Below are 11,904 nucleotides of genomic sequence, written 5' to 3'. Positions count from 1 at the left end.
CTGCCTTGAGTTGCTTACCGACGCCCGTATCGACCTCAGCCCGCGGTGCGGAAGACCAGTGACGAGTGGCCGATGCGGACGACGTCGCCCTCCGCGAGCTGCCAAGTCTGCACTGGCGTGCCGTTCACCGTGGTGCCGTTGGTCGAACCGAGATCAGCGAGCATCGCATTCTGCCCGTCCCAGGAGATTTCCAGGTGGCGCCTGGAGACACCCGTGTCCGGGAGGCGGAAGTCGGCTTCCTGCCCACGTCCTACGACGTTTCCACCCTGCTTGAGGTTGTACGTGCGGTTGGAACCGTCGTCGAGGTGCAGCGTCGCGTTGAGCTGACGGTTGGCACCCTGGGTGGCCGGAGGGGCGTATCCGCCCTGGTTGTAGCCCTGGTCGTAGCCGCCCTGCTGGCCGTAGCCCTGCTGCTGGCCGTAACCCTGGTCATACCCGGCCTGCTGGCCGTAACCCTGGTCGTAGCCGCCGCCCTGCTGCTGCCCGTAACCCTGGTCGTAGCCCTGCTGGCCGTAGCCCTGCTGCTGGCCGTAACCCTGGTCGTACCCGCCGCCGCCCTGCTGGCCGCCGGCGTAGCCCTGGTCGTAGCCCTGCTGCTGGCCATAACCCTGGTCATAGCCCTGCTGCTGGCCGCCGCCGTAGCCGCCGCCCTGCTGGCCGTAGCCCTGGTCGTAACCCTGCTGCTGGCCATAACCCTGGTCATAGCCCTGTTGGCCATAACCCTGCTGCTGGCCGTAGCCCTGCTGGTCGTAGCCCTGCTGGCCGTAGCCGCCCTGACCATAAGGGTCCTGGGCGGGCTGGCCCTGTCCTTGTCCGTAGCCGGGTGGCTGGCTCATGGGTCGGTCTCCTGCGGTGCGAGGTTGTGCTGACCGTCGGCTGCCCGCTTTCACGTCGGGGTCGACGGACGAGCTGGTTCGGAACTGTCCGGTGTGCAGCGCCTCGGAGCGCTCCAGGGAGACTACGACGTCACCATAGGTATCCCATCCGGACTCGGCCAGGTGCTCCCGCAGGCCCTCTGCGAGTAGCTGGGTGATGCGTAGTTCATCCTGCTCATCGCCCGCAAGACGTTCGTGGTCCTGAGGTCCGAGTAGCACGACGAAGTGGTTGGGGGCTAGCAGTCTGCCACCCGCGAGTTCGCGGATGTTGCTGTCACCCTCCCGTTGCAGCGCCTGTGCCACCTCTTGGGGCACCACGCTGCCGCCGAACACGCGCGCGAAGGTGTTGCCGACCAGACCTTCCAGCTTGCGCTCGAATCGTTGCAGGCCCACGTCAACTCCTTCCGCTCGGACGGGCTCCTGTACCGATCGTATCCGGGTACGACCAGGCCTACAGGGGGCGATTAGGAACCTGGTTTGGACGCGTGCTAGTGTTCCCAACGTCTCCAGGGGCAAGTGGCGGAATGGCAGACGCGCACGGTTCAGGTCCGTGTGTCCGAAAGGACGTGGGGGTTCAACTCCCCCCTTGCCCATCGAAAGACAGATGGAACCCCTCTCGCGGAATCGCGAGAGGGGTTCTTTCGTTGATCGGCAGTATCGGATTCCTTGATCCAACAGGTGATGTCTGTCACTCGTTCGGGGGTCGGCATGTGGGCGATAGCGGCGGCGGACTTCGGGGCTCAGCTCGAACTCGTGGAGCTGCCGGAGCCCGAGGCGGGTCCGAACGAGTTGAAGGTCCGGTTGTTCGCGGCGAGCGTGAACCCGTTCGACCGGAAAGTCGTCGACGGGATGCTTCGCGGATCCGCGCCGCACGAGTTCCCGTTGGTTCCCGGAACTGATGGTGCGGGTGAGGTGGTTGGTTCCGGAGAGAGAATTTTCGGCACCTTCTTCCACCGTCCGGTCGGCCGCGGGACATACGCCGAGTACGTCACAGTTCCGGCCGAGAACGTGTTGGCGCCGTTGCCGGAAGATCTCGATCCCGCCGTGGCCGCCGCATTGCCGACCGCGGGTATGACGGCGTTGCAGTTGGTCGAGTCGCTGGGGCCCGCGGAATCCGTGCTGATCATCGGGCCGCGCGGCGGCGTCGGGTCGTTCGCCGTGCAGATCGCTCGTGCGGCCGGCAAGCGGGTCATCCCGGTCGGTCGTGGCGACGCGCTGGTCGAGGCCGACGCGTTGATCGACCTCGTGAGCACCGACCGTCCGTCGTTCGAGGCGAACGCGCGCTACGCGCCGTTGGCCTTCAACACCAACTACGTCTCCAGCGACAAGGCGCAGAACTTCGGCATGAAGGGGTCGCGCGAAACGCTGGTTCGGCTCGCGTCGATGGTGCAGGCGGGAGACCTTTCGGTGCCGATTTCCCGCCGCGTGCCGCTGCGCGAGGCTGTTGATGTTTTCGCAGGTCACGGTCCCGGCAAGACCGTGATCATCATGTAGGTGGTCGTTCTGGCGCGGTGAACGGTCGACGGACGGTGACCGGCGCCGCTCACCGCCGATTTGCCCCCACGCCTGGCGCACCCACTCTGAGCAGGTCTTTTGGTGCGTCCATCCGGATTAACGTCACCCAGACGGCAGCACCGTAGGACCGAACTCCACGCGCCACTCTTCGACCGGTCACCGACCGGTCGGCGCCGTCGATCGCAACAGGCTCTGCGACCCGGAGAAGGGCCGCGCGCTTACTGCTAAGCCTTATGCAGAGCACGAGTCGAATCGCGGCGGATCGCCCGCCGCGGGTGGCGAGGAGGCACTGGCGTGAGCAGCACCCCAGCAAGGATCGCGGCACTCGGCAGCGCGCAGGGACTGTCGACCACCGCGCTCCCCGTTCCGGAACTGCCCGCGTCCGTCGAGGAGCTGGCAGCCGCTGCGGCGATCCGACTCGGCTGGCACGGCGTGGTCCTCCCCGAGATGGTCCTGATGGGCCGCAAGGTGGTCGTCGTCGCCGAGCTCCTGGCCGACGCCCACGCCGAGCGCGTGTGCGTGGGTGCGGGCCCCGAGGCCGACAAGACCACCGTCTCCACCTGGGTGTGGCCCGAGATGGAGGGCCGCGTTCCCCCCGCCGCCGTGCGCATCGTCGGCGTCCTGGCCGTCGCCCGGCACTGGCGGACCGCGCTCGCCTCCGCGGTGCCCTTCGCCCGCTACGGCAACGCCGCCGTCGTCCTGCCGGAGTCCGTCGCCTTCTCGCACGACTACCTGTCGAACTGCCTGCCGCGCGTCCGCCGTTACGGCGTCTCGGTGCTGCTGGCCGACGACGACAAGGACCTCTCGGTCGACGTGACCGGCCGCCAGGAGACCGTGCCCGCCGAGGACACCGCCATCACCCGCTGGGTCAACGAGCTGGTCTACGAGCAGGTGCTCGCCACCGCTTCCTGATCTACGGTCGGGGCATGCGAGTAGTCATAGCCGGTGGGCACGGGCAGATCGCGCTGCTTCTCGAGCAGCAGCTGGCCACCCGTGGAGACACCGCGACCGCGTTGGTGCGCAACCCCGATCACTTCGCTGACGTGCAAGAAGCCGGAGCAGTTCCGGTGCTGTGCGACCTGGAGTCCGCCGATGTGGACTCGGTCGCGGCGTATCTGAACGGCGCTGATGCCGCGGTCTTCGCCGCCGGCGCCGGGGCAGGCTCAGGAGCCGCCCGCAAGGACACCGTCGACTTCGGCGCCGCCGCCCTCTTCGCCGACGCGGCCGTGGAGGCGGGAGTGCGGCGGTTCGTCCAGGTCTCCACGGTGGGCATCGAGTCGGCCGACTCCCCGTCGGTGGACCCCGAGTTCGCGGTCTACCTCAAGGCGAAGAAGCTCGCCGAGGACGATCTCAAGCCGCGTGCTCTCGATTGGACGATCTTGCGGCCGGGTCCGTTGGTGAATGACGCGCCGACCGGTCTGGTCACGCTGGCAGCGCCTCGGTTGCCGCGTTCGTCCGTCACCCGTGCCGATGTCGCCGCGGTGCTGGCGGAGTTGCTCACCGCTCCGCAGACGATCGGCAAGACGCTGGAGCTGACGAACGGCGAGACGCCGGTCGCCGACGCCGTTCGCGCGATCCTCTAACCGAGCACCCGGTCCAGGTACGGGTTGGTGAAGGTGCGGCCGGGGTCGACCTCGTCCCGCACCCGCAGGAAGTCGTCGAAGTGCGGGTACAGCGGGCGGAGTTCGGCCGACGTGAGGTCGTGCATCTTGCCCCAGTGCGGACGGCCGCCCACCGACGCGGCGATGCTCGCGTACGCGTCGAAGAAAGCCTTGTACTGCATGCCAAGTGCCTGGTGCATCGAGATGTACGCGGTGTCGCGGCCGTTCGCCGTGGACAGCCAGATGTCGTCGGCCTGTGCGACGCGCACCTCGCACGGGACGATCAACGCGTCCCGGTCGCCGAGCTTGTTCGCCACCGCGCGGAGCTCGCCGATGACGTCCAGCAGGGTCTCGCGCGGGATGGAGAACTCGGTCTCCACGAACCGGACCCGCCGGGGCGTCACGAAGACGTTGTGCGAGTAGTCGGAGTAGGAGCGCTCGGAGATCAGCGAACCGCAGACCTCGTTCAGCTTCCGCGTGTAGCGCGGGAAGGTCTTGGCCACCTTGCACACCGCGCCGAACGCGGCGTTCTCCATGACCTCGTACTCCCAGGCCTGCCGGAGCTTCGACAGCGGCTTGGCCGGTTCGCCGATCCTGTTGTTGCGCTTGAGGATCACGCGGTCGGAGTGGGTGAACCAGTGGAACTCGACGTGGTCCTCGACTGCGCACAGGTCGTCGAACTGCTCCAGCACGGCGTCCAGCCGGCCCGGTGCCTCGGAAGCCTGCAGGACGAAGGAAGGCACGCACTGCAGCGTGATCGTGCTGATGACGCCCAACGCACCGAGGCCGACGCGTGCGGCGTTGAACAGGTCGGGGCGTTCGGTGCGAGAGCACGTCACGACTGAGCCGTCGGCCAGAACGATTTCGAGCCCGGCGATCGCGGTGGCCAGGACGCCCAGTTTGGCGCCGGTGCCGTGCGTCGAGGTGGAGACGGCGCCGGCGACGGTCTGCGCGTCGATGTCGCCCAGGTTCGGCATGGCCAGGCCGAGGTGGTGCAGGTCGGCGTTGAAGGCGTGCAGCGGGGTGCCGGAGCGGACGGTCACCAGCCCGGATTCCGTGTCCGCGCGCACGATTCCCGTCCAACGGTCCAGGTCGAGCGCGACTTCAGGCGCGACCGCGATGTCGTTGAACGAGTGACCGCTGCCCCGCGCGCGGACACGGTGGCCCGAGAGGATCGCCGCTGCGATCTCGTCTGTGCTGGCCGGGTGGACGACGCGCGTTGGGGTGCACGAGGCGGTTCTAGCCCAGTTCGTCCACACACGGACCTCCACAAAAGAGTGTGACCTGCGAGTAACGTAAGTGAAAGCTCTTCACGTTTCAAGGGTTGACGACGTACCGTCAGGGCATGCGCCGAAACCGACTCGATGCCGCGACGAAGGATCTCGATCCTCCGTTCGCGATCGTCGACCTGGATGCCTTCGACCACAACGCGGCGGACCTCGCCCGTCGCGCTGCCGGTCATCCGATCCGGGTGGCGAGCAAGTCGATTCGGGTGCGCGACCTGGTGAGCCGGGCGCTGGAGCGGCCCGGCTTCCAAGGGGTGATGTGCTACTCGCTGGCCGAGGCGTTGTGGTTGTCGGAGCAGAACGTCAGCGAGGACCTGCTGGTGGCGTACCCGACGGCGGACCGCGCGTCGCTGCAGAAGCTCGCGGCCAACGAAACCGCGCGGCAGCGGGTCACGATCATGGTCGACTCGGTCGAGCACCTCGACTTCGTGGACGCCGCGATCGGGCCGCACTCGGACATCCGGGTCTGCCTGGAGCTCGACGTCTCGTGGCGGCCGTTGCCGGGCCTGCACATCGGTCCGCGCCGTTCGGCGATCCACACGCCGGGGCAGGCCAAGGCATTCGCCGCCAAGGTCACGCAACGGCGTGGCTTCAAGCTCGTCGGCGTGATGGCGTACGAGGGGCAGATCGCCGGGCTGGGGGACGACCCGCCCGGTCAGCCGCTGCGCGCGCTCGGCATCCGGTTCATCCAGGCCAAGTCCGGCCCTGAGCTGATCCACCGGCGGACTGCCGTGGTCAGCGCGGTCCGGCAGGTCGCCGACCTGGAGTTCGTCAACGGTGGCGGCACCGGCAGCCTGGAGCTCACCGGCACCGACCCGTCGGTCACCGAGCTGGCGGCGGGCAGCGGGCTCTTCGGACCTACGTTGTTCGACGCGTACCAGGCGTTCAAGCCGGAACCGGCAGCGCTGTTCGCGTTGTCGGTGGTCCGCAAGCCGACCAAGCGGGTCGCGACGCTCTTCGCCGGCGGGTACATCGCTTCCGGCACGCCGACGCCCGACCGGCAGCCGTCGCCGTACCTGCCGGAGGGGCTCAAGACGCTCGGCCTCGAAGGTGCCGGCGAGGTGCAGACGCCGGTCACGGGCAAGGCGGCGGAGCAGTTGAAGATCGGTGACCGCGTCTGGATGCGGCACGCCAAGGCCGGTGAGCTGTTCGAGCGGTTCGACGAGGTGCACCTGGTGCACGGCGACCGCATCGAGCGGACCGTGCCGACCTACCGCGGGGAGCGCCGCAACTTCGGCTGATGGCGGTATCGCCCGGCAGTTCCCGTCGTTAGCGTCGAGACATGACGGTGAAAACACTGGTCAGCGCACTGTCGGCGGCCGTGCTCGCCACAGTGCTCATCAGCACCGGCAGCGCGACCGCGGCGCCTTACACCGCGCAGTTCCGCGGTGACGGCTCCAGCAGTTTCGGATTCGCCTGGGAGTACGCGCGCCGGGACGCGCGGGACAAGGCCGTGGCCGACGGGTTCGCCGATCCCGCCACGCAGTGCGAGGAGATCTTCAGCTTCGGCAACCCGTTCGACGCCATGGTCATCTGGGAGTGCACCCGCTAGGCGGGCAGTCGCGACGACAGGTAACCCCTGACCAGCGCCCTCGCTTCGGCCAGGATCGCCTGGTCGCCCATCGGGGTCTTGCGGAACGCCATCTTCATCACGGCGTCGGCCGCCTCGACGGCGATCGCGATCGGCAGCTGGACCTCGGTCATCGGAATGCCGAACTTGCCGGAGATCAGCTCGGAGATCTTGTCCGAGATGACGGCGTTGTTGTCGCGGCGGTCGTCCAGCAGCCGCATGTCCACGACGTCACCGAAGTGCAGCCTCCCGAACGCGGGGATCTCGCGGTGCATCGTCACGTAGACGTCGAACACCGTGTCCACGGCGTCCCACCAGTGCTCGAGCGTCGCCTGCTCCAGCCGGTCGGTGATGCCCTGGGAGAACCTGTCGACGTTGCGCAGGGTCAGCGCCTGCACGACGGCTCTCTTGTCGGGGAAGAACTGGTACAGCGAACCCACCGCCACGCCGGCTCGTTCCGCGATCAACGTCGTGGTGACGCCGTCGTAGCCCACCTCGTCGATGAGAGTCGCGCAGGCCTCGAGCATGCGCTCGACTCTCTTGGCGCTGCGCTGCTGGACAGGCTGACGGCGGAGCGGGGTGGTGCTCGTCACGGCGACTCCCAGTAGTTCGGGTTGGTTCCATCTTGCCTGTTGTACGGCCTTTTCACTTCCCTGAACCTGTCAACACGCCTACGATCCGAACAAGTTTCACATTTTGGAGGATCGATGAGCGACTTCCTCTGGGGAGTGTCGACGTCCGCGTTCCAGATCGAGGGCGCGTTCAGTGCAGGCGGTCGAGGTCCCTCCGTGTGGGACGAGTTCACTCCCGTACACGACAACGACAACGCAAGCGTTGCCTGCGATCATTACCACCGGTGGCGCGAGGATGTTGCGCTCATGACGCAGCTCGGCGTGAACGCGTATCGGTTCTCGATCGCGTGGCCGCGCATCCAGCCCTCCGGCAAGGGACCGGTCAACGCCGAGGGCCTCGACTTCTACGACCGCCTGGTCGACGCGCTCGTCGGCGTCGGGATCGCCCCTGTGGTCACGTTGTACCACTGGGACACTCCGCTCGAGCTGGAAGCGGAGGGCGGTTGGCTGAACCGGGACATCGCCGACCGGTTCGCCGACTACACCGCGCTGGTCGCGGACCGCCTCGCCGACCGGGTGAAGCTGTGGATCCCGATCAACGAGCCCGCGATGGTGACGTTGCAGGGCTACGCGATCGGTGAGCACGCCCCTGGCAAGACGCTGCTGTTCGACGCGTTGCCGACCGCTCACCACCTGAACCTCGCGCACGGGCGTGCGGTCGAGGTGCTCCGCTCGTTCAACGCACAAGCCGTTGGAACCGCGAACAACCACACGCCCGCATGGCCGGCTACTCCGAACGACCTAGCAGCTGCCGAGGCCTACAGCGAAATCCACAACTGGATCTACGCGGACCCGGTTCTGTCGGGCCGATATCCCGACGCAGTCGCCGATCTTCTGCCGATCGCGGACGGAGACCTGCAGGTCATCCACCAGCCGCTCGACTTCTACGGCGTGAACTACTACAACCCGACGCGGCTGAAGCTGCCGTCCGAGGGCAACCCGCTGCCGTTCGAGCTGGTGGAGATCGACGAGTACCCGCGCACCGCCTTCGGCTGGCCGGTCGTGCCGTCCGGGCTCACCGAGATGATCAACGCACTGCGTGAGCGGTACCCGAACCTGCCGCCGGTGTACGTGACCGAGAGCGGCTGCAGCTTCCCCGACGAGATCGCGGACGCCGACCGGATCGCCTACCTCGACGGCCACCTCAAGGCCGCGCAGGCAGCGGACGTCTCCGGGTACTTCGTGTGGTCGTTGCTCGACAACTTCGAGTGGGAAGCCGGCTATTCGCAGCGGTTCGGCCTGGTCCAGGTCGACTACGAGACACAGCGACGCACGCCGCGCGACTCGTTCCACTGGTACCGCAAGGTGATCAGTGGTGAGTGAAGCGCTTGCGGAACCGGTGGTGCGCGTCCGCCGCGGGTGGATGGCGTGGTTGTTCTTCGCGAACCTGGGGCTGTGGCTCGCGGTCTACGCGCCGATCCAGGTGTTGCTGCCGCAGCAGGCCGAGTTGCTGAACAAGGCCAACAAGGAGCTCGTGTTCGGCATCGTCACCGGCTTCGGCGGCCTGGTGTCGCTGGTCGTGGTGCCGTTGATCGGGTTCCTGTCCGACCGCACGACCTCGCGGTTCGGTCGGCGCCACCCCTGGACGCTGGTCGGCGCGATCATCGGCGCCGTCGGTCTCGCTGTGCTCGCCAACGCGCCGTCGGTCGTCGTGATGACCATCGGCTGGTGCCTGGTGCAGGCGGGGATCGGCGGCATGCTCGCCGCGCTCACCTCCGCGGTGCCGGACCGGGTGCCCGTCGAGCAACGGGCTCAGGTCGGCGGGCTCATCGGCATCAGTCAGATGCTCGGCACGGTGCTGGGTGCGGTCGTGGTGACGTTGCTGGTCAGCGGACTGCAGGCGGGCTACCTGGCGTGCGCGGCCATCGTGCTGACCGGTGCGATCTTCTTCGTGTTGAGGACTCCCGACACGCAGCTCATCGTGAAGCCCGTGCGACCCACGTTCTGGATCTCGCCGCGTGAACACCCGGACTTCGCCTGGGCGTGGGGTGGTCACCTGATGATCAACCTCGGCAACGCGTTCGGGACGCTCTATCTCCTCTACTTCCTCGGCGATGTGGTCCACCACCCGTCGCCGGAGGACGGTCTGCTGGTGCTCATGGCGCTCTACGGGGTGGCGCTCGCCGCAGGAGCAGTGCTGTTCGGCGCACGAAGTGATCGTTCTGGGCGCCGGAAGCCGTACGTATACGGCGCCGCTGCCGTGATGGCGCTCGCCGCGGCGTTGCTGGTGATCTGGCCGACCTGGACCGCGGTGCTGATCGCCGCGCCTCTGCTCGGCGTCGGCTTCGGCATCTACTGGGCGGTGGCGATCGCGTTGCTGACCCAGGTGCTGCCTGCGGCGTCCGACCGGGCCAAGGATTTGGGCGTGCTCAACGTGGCCAATGCGTTGCCCCAGGTCATCGCCCCCTTGCTGACCGCCTTGATCTTGGCCAACCTTGGTGGCTACCGCGGTCTGTTCGCGGTGTCGGCGTTGGCGACGACGCTGGCGGCGGTGTTGATGAGTCGAGTGCGATCGGTGGTCTGATGGAGCTGTCGGGCAAGCGGGTTCTGGTCACGGGGGCGTCCCAGGGGATCGGCGCGGCGGCCGCGTTCCGGTTCGCGGCCCACGGCGCGCACGTCCACCTTGTGGCCCGAAGCGCCGAACTGCTTGATCTACAGGTCAAACGGATCATCGAGTTCGGCGGCTCGGCGTCCGCCCACGTGGCCGATCTGGCGGACGCCGCGCAGATTCGCGCACTCGCCGGGGAGGTCGAAGTGCCTGATGTGCTGGTGAACAACGCCGGCGTCGGTCGCTGGCTGTTCCTCGACGACACGTCCGCCGACGAGCTGCAGACGATGACCTCGGTGCCGTACCTGGCGGCGTTGCTGCTGACCAGGGAATACCTGGGCGCCATGCGGTCACGGCGGTCCGGCTGGATCGTCAACGTGAACTCACCGGTGTCCCGCCTCCCGATTCCCGGCTGCGTGGGCTACCAGTCGTCGCGGTGGGCGCTTCGGGGCCTGACCGCTTCGTTGCGTCTTGACCTGCGCGGCACCGGCGTCGGGATCAGCGAAGTGGTGCCGGGAAAGGTCTCCAGCGAGTACTTCAACAACAACCCCGGCGCAGAGGAACGGATCCCGGCGATCGCCAAGCTGATCCCCACGGTCACGCCGGAGCAGTGCGCGAAGGCGATCGTCGACGCCGTGGAGAAGGAACGGGCGGAGCACCTGTTCCCGTGGCAGCTCAAGGCGTTCGAGCTCTCCGGCCGGCTGTTCCCCGGTCTGACCTCATACCTGACCTGGAAGACGGGTACGCACCGCTGAAGCTGGGCACTCCTCCGGCATGACACGCATGCTCAACGGCCATCTGGTTCGCGACCCGCACGCCGAAGCCGACGATGTGAGCGGCAAGTTCGAGTGTCAGACCGTGCGCGAGGCGGTGCTCGAGGCCTCAGCGGAATCTCGCCGAGAACGTGGAAACGGCCCCTTGCCTGCGCGGGAGGTGCAGACAAGGGGCCGACGTTGGTGACCGCGGACCGGTAACGGTCGGGGAGGGAAGGTGCACGTCACCGGCCCGCGGGAATCTGTGGAGTTGTTGAGCTGACCGGGGTCCGCGATGTCGCGGTCGGGGGTTCGCGCATCGCGGACCACCGGTCAGTAGGCGGTTTGCAGACCTGGTCGTGTCGGGGGGACGCCAGGTCAGTCGCAAACGCCCGTTAGTGGGCTCGAGCCACCGCGCGGCGGGTCCTGGTGACAGGAGGAGTCACCGGAGCCTCGCGCAGGTGGCGAGCCGGGCGCGGGGCGAGTCCGCCCGCAACCAGGTGTTCGTACGCGGCGCGCCACACCGAGCAAGGTGACTTCTGCTGGCGCCAACGACCGGAGCACTCAGGGCAGTTGCCCTTCTCGTCCGGCTCGTGCGCTGCCAGCAGAGCACGCCATCCCTCGGTCAGCCGAGGGAGCTCGGATCGAGCCACCGACAGGAGGGACGGGGCGTCCGCGCGACTCGCCAGCTCCGTGAGCAGGTCGAGGCGTTCCCACACAGCGTTGCGAAGAACCTGTCCGAGGATCGCGTCCATCGAAACGTCACCGTCACCTTTCCGCCTGGTCGGCGGCTTCGCGTAGCGCAGCCCTGAGCTGTACGAGCTGGTCGTGGGACAAGACTGCCGTCTCACCGGGAGGTCCCACCAGAACCACTTGGCCCTGTACGACCTTCACGGTGAGCTGGCGGTCCCGGTCGACCACGTCGCCGCAGCTGATCTGCCACGTCCGACGCTGCCCGGTCGTGCCGCGCCATGTGGAGTCGGTGTCACCCGTCTCCACAATGGAGGTGGAACTCGGGGAGGAGCTGTCCACTATTGGTCGTTCCTCTCCGTGCTCACTCGCTTACCGGAATCTAGATTGCGATGATTCATGCCGGAACGGGACGTCACAGCGCCCACCGGTGGA

Annotated in this window: 12 protein-coding genes and 1 tRNA gene; 9 read left to right on the top strand and 4 right to left on the bottom strand. The window is 67.6% G+C overall.

Going from position 1 to position 11,904, the window contains the following annotated elements; genetic code table 11:
- Positions 1–35 precede the first annotated feature (35 nt).
- Complete coding sequence (locus DI276_RS46015; protein ID WP_112276104.1) at positions 36–1,268, bottom strand: DUF3662 and FHA domain-containing protein; 1,233 nt, start codon at positions 1,266–1,268, stop codon at positions 36–38.
- A gap of 117 nt (positions 1,269–1,385) precedes the next feature.
- Here DI276_RS46015 and DI276_RS46010 point away from each other — a divergent pair.
- The 4 genes from DI276_RS46010 (at position 1,386) to DI276_RS45995 (ending at position 3,973) form a co-directional block, all read left to right on the top strand.
- Positions 1,386–1,468, top strand: a tRNA-Leu gene (locus DI276_RS46010).
- Positions 1,469–1,556: 88 nt separating this feature from the next.
- Positions 1,557–2,369, top strand: coding sequence for an NADP-dependent oxidoreductase (locus tag DI276_RS46005; RefSeq protein WP_157985369.1), 813 nt, complete (start codon positions 1,557–1,559; stop codon positions 2,367–2,369).
- A 315-nt stretch (positions 2,370–2,684) separates the two neighbouring features.
- Positions 2,685–3,302 (top strand): hypothetical protein, encoded by a 618-nt coding sequence (locus DI276_RS46000; protein ID WP_112276100.1) that lies wholly within the window; start codon positions 2,685–2,687, stop codon positions 3,300–3,302.
- Between the two features lie 14 nt (positions 3,303–3,316).
- The gene (locus DI276_RS45995; RefSeq protein ID WP_112276098.1) at positions 3,317–3,973 is read left to right on the top strand and encodes an NAD(P)H-binding protein; all 657 of its coding nucleotides are present in this window, start codon (positions 3,317–3,319) and stop codon (positions 3,971–3,973) included.
- Here DI276_RS45995 and DI276_RS45990 read toward each other — a convergent pair.
- Positions 3,970–5,250, bottom strand: a complete 1,281-nt coding sequence (locus tag DI276_RS45990) for a D-arabinono-1,4-lactone oxidase (RefSeq protein WP_232837375.1) — start codon at positions 5,248–5,250, stop codon at positions 3,970–3,972. The two genes, DI276_RS45995 and DI276_RS45990, sit on opposite strands and share 4 nt — an antisense overlap.
- 86 nt (positions 5,251–5,336) lie before the next feature.
- On the opposite strand from DI276_RS45990, the gene DI276_RS45985 reads away from it, so the two are divergent.
- Both DI276_RS45985 and DI276_RS45980 read left to right on the top strand, forming a co-directional pair.
- Positions 5,337–6,518, top strand: a complete 1,182-nt coding sequence (locus tag DI276_RS45985; protein WP_112276094.1) for an amino acid deaminase/aldolase — start codon at positions 5,337–5,339, stop codon at positions 6,516–6,518.
- 41 nt (positions 6,519–6,559) lie between these two features.
- On the top strand, positions 6,560–6,829 hold the full coding sequence (locus DI276_RS45980) for a hypothetical protein (RefSeq protein WP_112276092.1): 270 nt from the start codon (positions 6,560–6,562) through the stop codon (positions 6,827–6,829).
- Here DI276_RS45980 and DI276_RS45975 read toward each other — a convergent pair.
- Complete coding sequence (locus DI276_RS45975; RefSeq protein ID WP_232837374.1) at positions 6,826–7,440, bottom strand: TetR/AcrR family transcriptional regulator; 615 nt, start codon at positions 7,438–7,440, stop codon at positions 6,826–6,828. The two genes, DI276_RS45980 and DI276_RS45975, sit on opposite strands and share 4 nt — an antisense overlap.
- Positions 7,441–7,554: 114 nt before the next feature.
- On the opposite strand from DI276_RS45975, the gene DI276_RS45970 reads away from it, so the two are divergent.
- The 3 genes from DI276_RS45970 to DI276_RS45960 are packed head-to-tail and all read left to right on the top strand — an operon-like array spanning position 7,555 to position 10,782.
- The gene (locus tag DI276_RS45970) at positions 7,555–8,802 is read left to right on the top strand and encodes a GH1 family beta-glucosidase (protein ID WP_112276088.1); all 1,248 of its coding nucleotides are present in this window, start codon (positions 7,555–7,557) and stop codon (positions 8,800–8,802) included.
- A gap of 40 nt (positions 8,803–8,842) precedes the next feature.
- Positions 8,843–10,003 carry an MFS transporter gene (locus DI276_RS45965; RefSeq protein ID WP_112276338.1) on the top strand — a complete coding sequence of 387 codons (1,161 nt, stop codon included), beginning with the start codon at positions 8,843–8,845 and terminating at the stop codon, positions 10,001–10,003.
- The gene (locus DI276_RS45960) at positions 10,003–10,782 is read left to right on the top strand and encodes an SDR family NAD(P)-dependent oxidoreductase (protein WP_112276086.1); all 780 of its coding nucleotides are present in this window, start codon (positions 10,003–10,005) and stop codon (positions 10,780–10,782) included. Before DI276_RS45965 ends, DI276_RS45960 begins: the two co-directional genes overlap by 1 nt.
- Positions 10,783–11,174: 392 nt before the next feature.
- Here the strand turns inward: DI276_RS45960 and DI276_RS45955 are convergent, their stop codons facing one another.
- Positions 11,175–11,534, bottom strand: coding sequence for a hypothetical protein (locus DI276_RS45955; protein WP_035909125.1), 360 nt, complete (start codon positions 11,532–11,534; stop codon positions 11,175–11,177).
- Positions 11,535–11,904 lie beyond the last annotated feature (370 nt).

Origin of the sequence: Lentzea terrae (assembly GCF_003265345.1) — a bacterium.
GTDB lineage: Bacteria > Actinomycetota > Actinomycetes > Mycobacteriales > Pseudonocardiaceae > Lentzea > Lentzea terrae.
The sequence above is the reverse complement of the archived record's forward strand: the minus strand, read 5'-3'. Positions and strand labels throughout refer to the sequence as shown.